This window comes from Kitasatospora sp. NPDC001603 (genome assembly GCF_040298365.1).
In the GTDB taxonomy this organism is placed as follows: Bacteria; Actinomycetota; Actinomycetes; order Streptomycetales; family Streptomycetaceae; genus Kitasatospora.
In genome coordinates this window covers 46663-59167 of sequence record NZ_JBEPAA010000008.1, presented here as the reverse complement: position 1 = coordinate 59167, position 12505 = coordinate 46663, and the positions used below count along the sequence as shown (strand labels likewise).

Here is a 12505-nt window from a genome sequence, read left to right as displayed (position 1 = left end):
GCGTAGACGATACCCGTGCGACTGTCGGCCCCCCGTTCGGACCCGCCAGGGGGCGGCGCCGGGCGGACAGGGGTCGGCCCGGGCGGCGTAGGGGGCGGTCCGGGCGGCGTAGGGGGCGGGCGAGCCGGGGGTGGTCGGGGCGGCGGATCAGCGGCCGCGGCGCTCGACCAGGTCGCGCAGCGCCCGGGCGTCCGCGATCGCCTGCGCCTTGCCGAGCCCGGACTGGATGCCGACCACGGCCAGCGAGGTGCCGTCGGCCAGGTCGAGGGTCGCCCACGGGTCCCCCTGGCGGAAGTTGACCCGGACGATCTCGGCCCAGGCCAGCCGGCGGCGGCGGACGAAGTTCACCACGGTGATGCCCTCGGTGTCGGCGCTCACCCGGGGCCGGGCCAGCATCAGGCCGACGCCGGCGAACAGCACGCCGCTGAGCACCATCATGAGCCGGTCGTTGAACTGCCAGCTCGCCGGGAGCGCGAGGGCGATCGCGACGAACATCACGACCAGCAGTACGCAGACCGGCAGCAGCACGGCCCGGGTGCGGCGCGGGGCCCAGGTGACGGGGAACTCGGCGGGGCTGGTCACGTGCGGTCTCCGGGGGGTCCAGGCGGGGCGGCACCGGCGGCCGGGTGCCGGCCGTCGACGAAAGGGCGGGGGCGCCGACCGGCGCCCCCGCCCCATTGAACCGCTGTTTAACTCCGCTGCTTCACGCGCGGGGGTGTCAGAGGCGGCAGGCGTGGATGTTCGTCACCAGGATCGCCCGGGCGCCGATGCCCCAGAGGTCGTCCATGATCCGCTGGGCCTCCTTGCGGAGCACCATCGACCGGACGGCCACCCAGCCCTCGGTGTGCAGCGGGGAGACGGTCGGCGACTCCAGGCCGGGGGTCAGCGCGACGGCGGCGCCCACGTTCTCGGCACGGATGTCGTAGTCCATCAGCACGTAGCGACGGGCCACCAGCACGCCCTGGAGGCGGCGCAGGAACTGGTCGACGCCCGCGTCCTCCCCCGCGCCCTTCGGGCGGATCACCACGGCGTCCGAGACCAGGATCGGCTCGCCGAAGACCTCCAGCCCGGCGTTGCGCAGGCTGGTGCCGGTCTCCACCACGTCGGCGATCACATCGGCCACGCCCAGCTGCACCGCGGTCTCGACCGCGCCGTCCAGCTTCGTCACGGTGGCCTTGACCCCGTGGTCGGCCAGGTGCTGCTCGACCAGACCGGTGTACGAGGTGGCGATCCGCAGCCCCTCCAGGCCCTGCACGTCCTTCACGTCCACACCCTCCGGGCGGGCGAAGCGGAAGGTGGAGCCGCCGAACCCGAGGGCCAGCACCTCCTCGGCGTTGGAGTGCGAGTCCAGCAGCAGGTCGCGGCCGGTGATGCCGACGTCCAGCCGGCCGGAGCCGACGTACACCGCGATGTCGCGCGGGCGCAGGAAGAAGAACTCGACCTCGTTGTTCGGGTCGACGAGCACGAGCTCCTTGGGATCCTTGCGCTGGCGGTAGCCGGCCTCATGGAGCATCTCCGCCGCGGGACCCGAGAGCGAACCCTTGTTGGGGACGGCGATGCGCAGCATGGAAGTCGGTTCCTTACCTGGTGGGGGTGGGGTGTGCTGTTCGGACCGGTTCAGAGGTACTTGTAGACGTCGTCGAGCGTCAGTCCACGGGCGACCATCATCACCTGAACGTGGTACAGGAGCTGGGAGATCTCCTCGGCGGTCTGCTCGTCCGACTGGAACTCGGCGGCCATCCAGACCTCGGCGGCCTCCTCGACGACCTTCTTGCCGATCGCATGGACGCCCTGCTGGACGAGCTGCGCGGTACGGGAGGACGAGGGGTCGCCGGTGGCGGCCTTCTGCTGGAGCTCGGTGAAGAGCTCCTCGAATGTCTTCGAAGCCATGATGGACTCACCTTACGGCGTGCGGGCTTACAGGCGGTAAACGGTCCCGGACCGTGGACAGTCCGGTGGACGTCCACGGTCCGGGACCGTGCCGTGGGTCGGTGCGGCGCGTCAGGCGAGCGACTTGAGGACGGCGGCGGTGGCGACGGCCGCCGTGACGGCCTCGTGCCCCTTGTCCTCGGAGGAGCCGGGCAGGCCCGCGCGGTCCACCGCCTGCTGCTCGTTGTCGCAGGTCAGGACGCCGAAGCCGATCGGGACGCCGGTGTCGACGCTGACCTGGGTGAGGCCGGCGGTGGCGGCCTGGCAGACGTAGTCGAAGTGCGGGGTGCCGCCGCGGATGACCACGCCGAGCGCGATCACCGCGTCGTAGCCGCGGTCGGCGAGGCGCTTGGCGGCGACCGGCAGTTCGAAGGTGCCGGGCACCCGCAGCACGGTCGGCTCGTCGATGCCGAGCTCCTTGAGGGCGCGGTGGGCGCCGTCCAGCAGGCCGTTCATCACCTGCTCGTGCCACTGGGCCGCGATCACGGCGACCTTGAGGCCGGCGGCGTTGTCGATGGTCAGCTCGGGGGCTCCGTGGCCGCTCATGTGCTGTTCCTCTTCCGGGGGTCGTGACGGGGGTGCTTCAGGAGCCGAGACCGGGCAGGTCGTGGCCCATCCGGTCGCGCTTGGTCCGCAGGTAGCGCAGGTTGTGCTCGCCCGCCGGGGTCTCGACCGGCTCGCGGCCCTTGACCTTCAGGCCGTGCTCGGTGAGCGCGGCGAGCTTCTCGGGGTTGTTGGTGAGCAGGGTGAGCGAGCGGACGCCGAGGTCGCCGAGCATCTGGGCGCCGATGCTGTAGTCGCGGGCGTCGGCGGGCAGGCCGAGGTCCAGGTTGGCGTCGACGGTGTCGCGGCCCTGCTCCTGGAGCTGGTAGGCGCGCAGCTTGTGCGCGAGGCCGATGCCCCGGCCCTCGTGGCCGCGCAGGTAGAGGACGACGCCCCGGCCGGCCTCGGTCACCCTGCGCAGCGAGGCCTCCAGCTGCGGGCCGCAGTCGCAGCGCAGCGAGCCGAACACGTCACCGGTGAGGCACTCGGAGTGGACCCGCACCAGCACGTCCTCGCCGTCGGGGAGGCGGCCGTCGGCGTCCAGGCCGCCGGCCACCAGGGCGAGGTGCTCGACGCCGTCGATGGTGCCGCGGTAGCCGACGGCGGTGAACTCCCCGTACGCGGTCGGCAGCGCGGTGACGGCGGCCCGGTCCACGTGGAGCTCGGTGCGGCGGCGGTAGGCGATCAGGTCCTCGATGGAGATGATCGCCAGGCCGTGCTCGCGGGCGAAGGCGACCAGGTCGGGCAGCCGGGCCATCGTGCCGTCGTCGTTGACCACCTCGGCGATGGCGCCGGCCGGTGCCAGCCCGGCCAGCCGGGCCAGGTCGACGGCGGCCTCGGTGTGGCCGGGGCGCACGAGCACGCCGCCCTCGACGGCCCGCAGCGGGAAGACGTGCCCGGGGCGGGTGAGGTCGCCGGGCTCCGTCCCGGTGGAGGAGAGCAGCCGGACGGTCCGGGCGCGGTCGGCGGCCGAGATGCCGGTGTCGACCCCGTCGCGGGCGTCGACCGAGACGGCGTAGGCGGTGCCCTTGCGGTCCTCGTTGACCTGGGTCATCGGGGGCAGCTTGAGCCGGTCCAGCTCCGGGCCGGTCATCGGGACGCAGATCACGCCGGAGCTGTAGCGGATGGTGAAGGCCATCAGCTCGGGGGTGGCGGCGGAGGCGGCGAAGACGATGTCGCCCTCGTTCTCGCGGTCCTCGTCGTCGACCACGATGACGGCTCGGCCGAGCGCGATGTCGGCGACGGCCCGCTCGACCGGGTCGAGCGCGAGGTCGAGGTCGGCGGTCTGGTTGGCGGTCATGCCGTGGCTCCCTGCGGGACGGTGGCGGACGTGGTGCGCGGCTCACGGGTGCTCAGCCACCAGGAACGCAGGCCGAGCAGTACCAGGACGAAGTAGATCGAGTAGGTGAGGCCGGAGAAGGAGTAGCCGCTGTTGAACGCGAGCGGGACGCCGACCACGTCGACGGCGATCCAGGCGAACCAGAACTCCACCCAGCCGCGGGCCTGGGCGACCATCGCCGCCAGCGTGCCGACGAAGATGTAGGCGTCCGACCAGGGGCTCCAGGAGAGGCTGGGGTTGGCCAGGAACAGCCAGGCCAGCGCACCGGTGCCGAGCGCGGTGCCGGCCACCAGGGCGGCCCGCTCGGGCCAGCTCGCGAACCGGACGGCGATGCCGTCCGCCCCGCGGCGGCCGCGACGCCACCGCGTCCAGCCCCAGGCGGCCGTGGCGACCACGATCAGCTGCTTGCCGATCAGGCCCGGGACGTGGCCGTTCAGGTAGGCCGTGATCAGCACGGCGCCGGAGAGCAGCTGCACCGGCCAGCTCCACACCGAGCGGCGCCAGCCGAGCGCGAGGCCGCCCAGGCCGAGCAGGTTGCCGATCATGTCGGCCCACTTCACGTGCTCACCGAAGACGGTGAACGCTTCTCCGCTCAGCCAGTTCACTGGGCTTCTCCGGTGGTCGTCGAGGGCAGGGTGCGGGAGTCGAGCAGCCGCTCCACGTACTTGGCGAGGACGTCGACCTCCAGGTTGACGCTCTCGCCGACGGCCTTGGTGCCGAGCGTGGTCAGCGCGAGGGTGGCCGGGATGAGGCTGACGGTGAAGCTGTCGCGGGCGGCCTCGACCACGGTCAGGCTGACGCCGTCCACGGTGATCGACCCCTTCTCCACCAGGTAGCGGGAGATGGTGGCGGGCAGCGAGAAGCGCAGCACCTCCCAGCGGAGCTTGTCGTCGGCGTCGCGCTCGCCGGGCTCGCGGCCCAACAGGGCGCCGGTGGCGTCGACATGGCCCTGGACGAGGTGCCCGCCGAGCCGTGCGCCGAGGGCCATCGCGCGTTCCAGGTTGACCCGGGAGCCGGGGGCGAGCTCGCCCAGACTGGAGCGGTGGAGCGTCTCGGCCATCACATCGGCGCTGAACTCACCGGACCGGCCGGCCAGTTCCTCGGGAGTGTCGACGACGGTCAGGCAGACGCCGTTGACCGCGATGGAGTCGCCGTGGTGCGCGTCCTGACAGACCACCGGTCCGCGCAGGCGGATTCGCGAGGAGTCGCCGATCTCCTCGATCGACACGACCTCGCCGAGCTCTTCGATGATGCCGGTGAACACCCGGGTTCTCCTCGCGCTTGGGGGCGCGGACTCCGGGGCGGGCATGGGAGAGGACACGGACGGGCACGGGTGCGCGGGCCACCGGACAGGACCCGTCGCCGGGCTGTCGCGCAACCGCCGGGAGAGAGCTCTCCTCTCCCGTCGCACACCTGCCCGCGGTCCACCGGGGAACCACGGGTACTGCTCATCGTCCGCCGCGCACGCCTCCCATCCGGACTTTAACCGTCGGTCCAGGAATTTCACCTGGTCAACCGGCCGCTGGCTGCGGACGGGTCGCGGACTGTAACCGCCGGTTCGGATTTTCACCGACCCCGGAGTGCGCTGAACGTCACTGCTACTGCTGACGTCATTGTGCCATGGCCCGCACAGGCCCAGGGAGAGGCTTCCGCTGTGGTCTGTTTCACGCGGGCGGCGGGAATGCGCGGGCCGGCGCGGGCCCGGTGGGGCGGCCCGCGTAGGGGTGCCGGGCCGGCCGGGCCGCCGTCCGGTGGCGGCCCGGGGTGCGACGGGCGCAGGCTGGTGGTACACGGCCGGTGCCGACCGGCCGGGACTCCTGGAGGTGCGAGGACGATGGCCAAGTTCATGGACGTCCACCACGGCATGACCGGAATCACCGGCGAGGAACTGCGGATGGCCCACCAGGCGGACCTGGCGGTCCAGGAGAACGAGGGCGTGCAGTTCGAGCAGGCCTGGGCCGACCCGGAGTCCGGCACCGTCTACTGCCTCTCCGAGGCGCCGTCGAAGGAGGCCGTGCAGCGCGTCCACGAGCGCACCGGCCACCCTGCGGACGAGATCCACCCGGTGCCGCTCGTGGTCTGACGGCCCTCGCCCGGCCGGTCACCTGCGCTCCGGGGCGGGGCGGCGTTTCAGGTGGCCGGTACCGGGGTGAAGTGGCTGACCTCGGGCGGGTGCGCGAGGTAGCGCAGCTCGCCCTCCGACCAGACCGGTCGGATCCGCCACATCGGCCCCGCGTACCCGCGTAGCGCCTCCTCGTCGCGCCACCGGCTGAGCACCAGCACCCGGTGGCCGTCCTCCGTCACCGAGCGCAGCAGTTCGCCGCCCAGACAGCCGTCGGTCCGGCCGAGCTGGGGGATCACCTGCGTGGCGAGCACCGCGCAGAACTCCTCGACGTGTCCGGCCATGACCTGCCCGGCCCAAATCCTGACGATCACGTCCACCACCTCCCGCGAAAGTCCTTGGCCCCATTATCGGCGCGGAGCCGCTGGTGGGGAGGGTCCGGTGGCTCCCCGGACAGGACCAGGGCGCCGGCCGCCGGACGAGCTTCGCTAGATTCCCGGTATGACCACCACACCGGAGACCGCCGTTCCGTCCAGCACCCCGCCCGAGGCGCCGGAGAGCCTGTTCGCCGCCCTCGGCGGCCACGCGCTGCGCACCGCGGCGGACCTCCGGGAGGTCTACGAGCAGCCCGGCGACCACGCGCGCCGCAAGCAGGTGGACCACCTCCACGAGCCGGCGCGGCAGTTGATCGCCTGCTCCTCGCTGGTCCTCGTGGCGAGCGCGGACGCGGCCGGACGGTGCGACGTCTCGCCGCGCGGCGGGCCGCCCGGGCTGGTGTCGGTGCTGGACGAGCACACCCTGGCCATCCCCGACGCCACCGGGAACAAGCGGCTGGACACCCTGCACAACATCATCGAGACCGGCCGGGTCGGGCTGCTCTTCGTGGTGCCGGGCCGGGACACCACGCTCCGGGTCAACGGGCGCGCCTGCGTCTCCACCGACCCGCGGCTGCTGGAGCAGCTGACGGCGGTCGGCAAGCCGCCGCGCAGCGCCGTCGTGGTGGCGGTGGAGGAGGTGTACGCGCACTGCCCGAAGGCGTTCCTGCGCGGCTCGGCCTGGAAGCCGGAGAACTGGCTCGGCACGGACGAGCAGCCCAGCTCCGCCGAGGTCACCCTGTCCCACCTGCGCGATCCCGGCCTGACCATCGAGATGATCGAGGAGACCGAGCGGGAGTCGCTGCTCTACCGGTACGAGTAGTCGGGCCCGGCCGGGCCGGCCCGCACCGCGCGGCGTCGGCCCGCCCACTCGTGCCGGGCTCGGACCGCGGCCCCGACGTCCACCACGCTCGCGTCGGCGGCCGGACGGGTGAAGCGGCGCGGATGCGTGGTCCGCGGGCGTGCCGGGCCGGCGGGTGGTGGCTTGAATGGACGGATGGACTGCGTCTTCTGTGCGGTGGTGGCGGGCGAGGAGCCCGCCCACCGGGTGCTGGACGACGAGGCGGCGGTGGCCTTCCTGGACCGGCGTCCGCTCTTCCCCGGCCACGTCCTGGTCGTGCCGCGCGCCCACCACCGCACACTGGCGGACCTGCCGGCGGCGGAGGTGGGGCCGTTCTTCCTGCGGGTGCGGCGGGTGGCCGCCGCCGTGGAGCTGGGGCTGGGGGCGGCGGGCAGCTTCGTCGCGGCGAACAACCGGATCAGCCAGTCGGTGCCGCACCTGCACGTGCACGTCGTGCCGCGCAATCCGAAGGACGGGTTGCGCGGCTTCTTCTGGCCACGGGGGAAGTACCCGGACGAGGCGGCCGCGGCGGCGGTCGCCGAGCGGCTGCGGGCCGCGCTCACCGCGCCCGGGTAGCCGGACGGCCCGGGCGTCGGGTCCGCCGGGCCGTCCGGGGGCCCGGGCGCGGTGCGGCCGGGCGCGGCGGGGCCGGGTGCGGCGGGGCCGGGCCCCCGGACGGGGCGTCAGCCGGCTTCCAGCCGGGTGGTGAAGCTGAACCGGTCGCCCCGGTAGAGCGAACGGACCCGCTCCAGCGGCACGCCGTCCGCGTCCCTGGTGAGCCGGTGGAGCAGCAGCATCGGCAGGGCGGGCGGGGTGCCGATCAGCAGCGCCTCGCGCGGGGAGGCGAGCACCGTCTCGATCCGCTCGTCGGCCCCGCCGAACTCGATGCCGGCCTTCTCCCGGAGGAAGGCGTAGAAGGACGCCCCGGGGTCGAACTCCCGGTCCAGCGCGGGCACCCGGGCCACCGCCAGGTAGGTGCTCTCCAGGCCGACCCGCTCGCCGTCCGCGAGCAGCACCCGCTCCAGGTGCCAGACCCGCTCCCCCACCGCGATGGCCAGTTGCCCGGCGAGCAGCGGATCGGCGGCGAACCGCTCCAGCCCGATCAGGTTGCGGCCGGGCAGCCGCCCCTGGCGGCGGACGCCCTCGGTGTAGCTGGCCAGCGAGAGCGGCTGCTCCAGCTTCGGCCCGGCGACCACGGTGCTGCGGCCGCGGCGGCGGACCCGGCCCTGGATCAGCAGATCGCGCAGCGCCTGGCGGAGGGTCTCCCGGGCCACCTCGAAGCGGGCCGCGAGATCGCGCTCGGTCGGCAGCACGCCGCCCTCGCCGAGCTCGTCCAGCAACTCCTCCAGCCGGCCCTTGACGGCGTAGTACTTGGGCACCCGACCGTGGTCGGGGATGCCCGACCTGATCGGCGCGCCGGGACCGGCCGGGGCGGCCGGCCCGGGAGTCTCTTCCATGGCGCCATCCTCGCAGACTCCGCGGCACCGTCCGGTTCCGGCCGAATTCGCGCCGAACCCCCGCCATGCCCTTGACAGGTATAGACCATTCCGCTTGAGTCTGGGGTTAACCCCGCACGGCCCGCACCGGCCCGTACCCCCGGCCGGACCGCACCTCTCCCGGCCGCATCCCGGTCGGCCGCACCTCGGGCGGCCCGTCCCCCACGACGCGCCGCACACCGCGGGGCCGCGCGCTCCCTGTCACGACCCACCTCCCTCCACGACCGTGCGGCCCCCACCGCACAAGGGGTGATCAAGTGTCAACGAAACGCCTGCTCGCACTGATGTCCGCGCTGGTCACGGCGCTGGCCGTGTTCCTGCTGCTGCCCGCCTCGGCGGCCAACGCGGCCGCCTGCGCCACGCCGTGGAACGCGTCCACCGCGTACACCGGCGGCGCGGCCGTCTCCTACAACGGGCACAACTGGTCCGCCAAGTGGTGGACCCAGAACGAGACCCCGAGCACCGCCGGCACCGGCGTCTGGGCCGACCAGGGCTCCTGCGGCGGCTCGACCGACCCGACGCCGACCCCCGGCGGCTGCGTCTACCCGGACTGGGTCGCCGGACGCGCGTACACCACCGGCGCGATCGTCCGCTACACCAACGGCGGGTACTACCGGGCCACCCACGACAACCCGGGCTACGACCCGGTGATCAGCACCTGGTACTGGGAGCCGTACAGCTGCGGCCCGACCACCCCCACCACCCCGAACCCCGGCGGGTTCCCGGTCAGCCAGGCGCAGTTCAACCAGATGTTCCCGAACCGGAACTCCTTCTACACCTACCAGGGGCTGCTCGACGCGCTCAGCGCCTACCCGGCCTTCGCGAACACCGGCGGCGACACCGTCCGCAAGCAGGAGGCCGCGGCCTTCCTCGCCAACGTGAACCACGAGACCGGCGGGCTGGTCTACGTGGTCGAGCAGAACACGGCCAACTACCCCCACTACTGCGACAGCTCGCAGCCGTACGGGTGCCCGGCCGGGCAGGCCGCGTACTACGGGCGCGGTCCGATCCAGCTGAGCTGGAACTTCAACTACAAGGCCGCCGGCGACGCCCTGGGCATCGACCTGCTGCACAACCCCGGCCTGGTGCAGACCGACCCGGCGGTGGCCTGGAAGACCGCCCTCTGGTACTGGAACACCCAGACCGGCCCGGGCACCATGACCCCGCACAACGCCATGGTCAACGGGGCCGGCTTCGGCGAGACGATCCGCAGCATCAACGGCTCGCTGGAGTGCAACGGCGGCAACCCGGCGCAGGTGCAGAGCCGGATCAACGCCTACCAGTCCTTCACCCAGATCCTCGGCACCGTCCCGGGCCCGAACCTGGGCTGCTGACGCCACGCCAGGGGCGACTCCGCCCCGCTACGCCCCGCCGCTCTCCCCGCACATCAGGGGGAGCAGCGGGGCGTACTCCTGACGGAGGACCGGCGGGGGCGGGAATCGTCGTCCGGGCGGACGACCGGGCTCCGCCGGACACCTAGGCTCGAAGCCATGAACGACCTTGGCAGCCTTGTCCAACAGACCGCCGACCGGCTCGCGACCCAGCAGGTCGGCGTGGTGGTCGCCGGCCTGGCCGGCGGCGCGGTGGAGATCCGGGGCGCCGGGAGCACCGCCGCCGACCGGCCCGGTGACGTGCCCGGCCCGCGGACGGTCTTCGAAATCGGTTCGGTGACCAAGGTGTTCACCTCGCTCGCGCTGGCCCGGATGGCGCTCGACGGCTCGACGGCGCTCGACGAACCGCTGGCGGACGTCCTGGCGGGCGCCCTGCCGGCCGGGGTGAGCGTGCCGGCCAGGCGCGGCAGGCCGATCGCGCTGCGGCACCTCGCCACCCACACCTCCGGCCTGCCCCGGCTGCCCGCCGGGATGCTGCTGCCCGCACTGCTCCGCCCGAACAAGCCGGACCCGTACCGCGGCTGCACCTCCGACATGCTGCTCACCGGGCTCGCCCGGACCAGACCCCGGGCCGCGCCCGGGCGGGGCTTCCGCTACTCCAACCTCGGCGCCGGGCTGCTGGGCCTGGCGCTGGCCCACCGGGCCGGCACCGGGTACGAGGAGCTGGTGACCCGGGAGGTCTGCGAACCGCTCGGGCTCACCGACACGGTGATCCGCGTCAACGGGGAGCGGGCCGGCCGGCTCGCCCAGGGCCACACGCCCGGGCGCCGACCGGTGCCCGGCTGGCAGCTGGCCGACCTCGCCGGCGCCGGCGGGCTCCGCTCGACCGCCGCCGACCTGGCGGTACTGCTCCGGGCCCAGCTGGCCTGCGGCACGGACGGCGGCGAGCCCCTGGCGCCGGCGATCGCCCTCACCCGGGAGGTGGAGCACCGGGTCAACCCGTTCGCCTGGGTGCACCTCGGCTGGCTCGGCCACCGGCTGCACCCCCGCCAGGGCGGCCACCTGCAGATCTGGCACAACGGCGGGACGGGCGGCTTCCGCTCCTTCGTCGCCTTCGACCCCGAGAAGCAGGTGGGCGTGATCGCCCTGGCCAACACCCGCCGCTCGGTCGATCCGGGCGGCATAGCCCTGCTGCGGACCCTGCAGAGCCGATGCCCGGAGGCCGCCGCCTGACCGGACCCGAGGACGGACGAGATTCAATGGTTGGATTTCCAAACCCACTCCCCTATAGTGGGTTCGGCTTTCCAACTACCCTCGTGCCCCGGGCCCGACCGCCCGGAGCCCCTCGCAGAGGAAGGCGGCCGTCATGCGTGACGCCGTAATCGTCGAAGCTGTCCGCACCCCCATCGGCAAGGGCAAACCGGGGGGCTCGCTCTCCGCCGTCCACCCGGTGGAACTGCTCGCGCACACCCTCCGGACCCTGGTCGGACGCAGCGGGATCGACCCGGCCCTGGTCGACGACGTGATCGGCGGCTGCGTCGACCAGGTCGGCGAGCAGGCCATGAACACCACCCGCTACGCCTGGCTGGCGGCCGGTCTGCCGGAGTCCGTCCCGGCGACCACCGTGGACCGGCAGTGCGGCTCCTCCCAGCAGGCCGTCCACTTCGCCGCCCAGGGCGTGATCGCGGGCGCGTACGACCTGGTGGTGGCCTGCGGCGTCGAGTCGATGAGCCGGGTGCCGATGTGGTCCAACGTACCGCCCGGCGCGGACCCGTTCAGCGCCGCGATCAACGCCCGCTACCCCGGCGGGCTGATCCCGCAGGGCGTCAGCGCCGAGCTGATCGCCGCCAAGTGGTCCGTCACCCGGGAGGCGATGGACGCCTTCGCCCTCGACTCGCACGCCAAGGCCGCGCACGCCCACGCCGCCGGCTGGTTCGAGGCGGAGCTGGCCCCGGTGCCGACGCCCGCCGGGATCGTCACGAGGGACGAGTCGGTGCGTCCGGGCAGCACGCCCGAGGTGCTCGCCGGACTGCGGCCCTCCTTCACCGACCCCGCCATGGCCGAGCGGTACCCGCAGATCCAGTGGTCGGTGACGCCCGGCAACAGCAGCCCGATCAACGACGGCGCCTCGGCGGTGCTGATCACCAGCAGCGAGACGGCCGCCCGGCTGGGCCTGCGCCCGCTGGCCCGGCTGCACTCCTTCGCGGTGACCGGTTCGGACCCGCTGCTGATGCTCACCGGCGTGCTCCCCGCCACCGAGAAGGTGCTGCGGCGGGCCGGGCTCTCGCCGGCGGACATCGACCTGTTCGAGGTGAACGAGGCGTTCGCCTCGGTGGTGCTGGCCTGGCTCCAGGAGACCGGGGTCGACCCGGCCAAGGTCAACGTGAGCGGCGGCGCGATCGCGCTCGGCCACCCGCTCGGGGCGAGCGGCACCCGGCTGATGACCACCCTGGTGCACGCGATGCGCCGGCGCGGCGCGCGCTACGCCCTGCAGACCATGTGCGAGGCGGGCGGCCTGGCCAACGCCACCGTCCTGGAGGCGCTGGACTGACCTCGCGGGACCGACCGCGGTGGCGCGCCCGCGTCCCGC

Annotated in this window: 15 protein-coding genes and 1 riboswitch; of the genes, 6 read left to right on the top strand and 9 right to left on the bottom strand. The window is 73.5% G+C overall.

Annotated elements, in window-relative coordinates; translation table 11 throughout:
* Window positions 1-147: 147 nt before the first annotated feature.
* The 7 genes from ABT263_RS07970 to ABT263_RS07940 form a co-directional block, all read right to left on the bottom strand.
* The gene (locus ABT263_RS07970) at window positions 148-582 is read right to left on the bottom strand and encodes a PH domain-containing protein (protein ID WP_329486522.1); all 435 of its coding nucleotides are present in this window, start codon (window positions 580-582) and stop codon (window positions 148-150) included.
* Window positions 583-718: 136 nt separating this feature from the next.
* Window positions 719-1567 carry an ATP phosphoribosyltransferase gene (gene hisG / locus ABT263_RS07965; RefSeq protein ID WP_329486523.1) on the bottom strand — a complete coding sequence of 283 codons (849 nt, stop codon included), beginning with the start codon at window positions 1565-1567 and terminating at the stop codon, window positions 719-721.
* Between the two features lie 50 nt (window positions 1568-1617).
* Entirely contained in the window at window positions 1618-1890 is a 273-nt protein-coding gene (locus ABT263_RS07960) for a phosphoribosyl-ATP diphosphatase (protein WP_352288722.1), read from the bottom strand.
* Window positions 1891-2001: 111 nt separating this feature from the next.
* Window positions 2002-2475 (bottom strand): 6,7-dimethyl-8-ribityllumazine synthase, encoded by a 474-nt coding sequence (gene ribH, locus ABT263_RS07955; protein ID WP_329486525.1) that lies wholly within the window; start codon window positions 2473-2475, stop codon window positions 2002-2004.
* A gap of 37 nt (window positions 2476-2512) precedes the next feature.
* On the bottom strand, window positions 2513-3772 hold the full coding sequence (locus ABT263_RS07950; protein WP_352288720.1) for a bifunctional 3,4-dihydroxy-2-butanone-4-phosphate synthase/GTP cyclohydrolase II: 1260 nt from the start codon (window positions 3770-3772) through the stop codon (window positions 2513-2515).
* Window positions 3769-4416 carry a nicotinamide mononucleotide transporter family protein gene (locus tag ABT263_RS07945; RefSeq protein ID WP_352288717.1) on the bottom strand — a complete coding sequence of 216 codons (648 nt, stop codon included), beginning with the start codon at window positions 4414-4416 and terminating at the stop codon, window positions 3769-3771. Before ABT263_RS07945 ends, ABT263_RS07950 begins: the two co-directional genes overlap by 4 nt.
* The gene (locus tag ABT263_RS07940) at window positions 4413-5075 is read right to left on the bottom strand and encodes a riboflavin synthase (RefSeq protein ID WP_352288715.1); all 663 of its coding nucleotides are present in this window, start codon (window positions 5073-5075) and stop codon (window positions 4413-4415) included. Before ABT263_RS07940 ends, ABT263_RS07945 begins: the two co-directional genes overlap by 4 nt.
* 195 nt (window positions 5076-5270) lie before the next feature.
* Window positions 5271-5398: riboswitch (FMN riboswitch) on the bottom strand.
* Window positions 5399-5645: 247 nt separating this feature from the next.
* Between ABT263_RS07940 and ABT263_RS07935 the strand changes: the two genes are divergently transcribed.
* Window positions 5646-5894 carry an SCO4226 family nickel-binding protein gene (locus tag ABT263_RS07935; RefSeq protein WP_329486529.1) on the top strand — a complete coding sequence of 83 codons (249 nt, stop codon included), beginning with the start codon at window positions 5646-5648 and terminating at the stop codon, window positions 5892-5894.
* Window positions 5895-5941: 47 nt separating this feature from the next.
* On the opposite strand, the gene ABT263_RS07930 is transcribed toward ABT263_RS07935, so the two are convergent.
* Window positions 5942-6247, bottom strand: coding sequence for an antibiotic biosynthesis monooxygenase family protein (locus tag ABT263_RS07930; RefSeq protein ID WP_352288713.1), 306 nt, complete (start codon window positions 6245-6247; stop codon window positions 5942-5944).
* Between the two features lie 127 nt (window positions 6248-6374).
* On the opposite strand from ABT263_RS07930, the gene ABT263_RS07925 reads away from it, so the two are divergent.
* Both ABT263_RS07925 and ABT263_RS07920 read left to right on the top strand, forming a co-directional pair.
* Window positions 6375-7070: an MSMEG_1061 family FMN-dependent PPOX-type flavoprotein gene (locus ABT263_RS07925; RefSeq protein WP_352288710.1), complete on the top strand. Its 696-nt coding sequence runs from the start codon at window positions 6375-6377 to the stop codon at window positions 7068-7070.
* A gap of 174 nt (window positions 7071-7244) precedes the next feature.
* Window positions 7245-7664 (top strand): HIT family protein, encoded by a 420-nt coding sequence (locus tag ABT263_RS07920; protein ID WP_352288708.1) that lies wholly within the window; start codon window positions 7245-7247, stop codon window positions 7662-7664.
* A gap of 107 nt (window positions 7665-7771) precedes the next feature.
* Here the strand turns inward: ABT263_RS07920 and ABT263_RS07915 are convergent, their stop codons facing one another.
* A complete protein-coding gene (locus ABT263_RS07915) occupies window positions 7772-8545 on the bottom strand; it encodes a GntR family transcriptional regulator (protein WP_352288705.1) in 774 nt (257 codons plus the stop codon).
* A gap of 323 nt (window positions 8546-8868) precedes the next feature.
* Here ABT263_RS07915 and ABT263_RS07910 point away from each other — a divergent pair, with 323 nt between their 5' ends.
* From ABT263_RS07910 to ABT263_RS07900, 3 genes are all read left to right on the top strand, one after another.
* Complete coding sequence (locus ABT263_RS07910; RefSeq protein ID WP_352288996.1) at window positions 8869-9918, top strand: glycoside hydrolase family 19 protein; 1050 nt, start codon at window positions 8869-8871, stop codon at window positions 9916-9918.
* A gap of 156 nt (window positions 9919-10074) precedes the next feature.
* The gene (locus ABT263_RS07905; protein ID WP_352288702.1) at window positions 10075-11148 is read left to right on the top strand and encodes a serine hydrolase domain-containing protein; all 1074 of its coding nucleotides are present in this window, start codon (window positions 10075-10077) and stop codon (window positions 11146-11148) included.
* A 133-nt stretch (window positions 11149-11281) separates the two neighbouring features.
* On the top strand, window positions 11282-12466 hold the full coding sequence (locus ABT263_RS07900) for a thiolase family protein (protein WP_352288699.1): 1185 nt from the start codon (window positions 11282-11284) through the stop codon (window positions 12464-12466).
* Window positions 12467-12505: the final 39 nt, after the last annotated feature.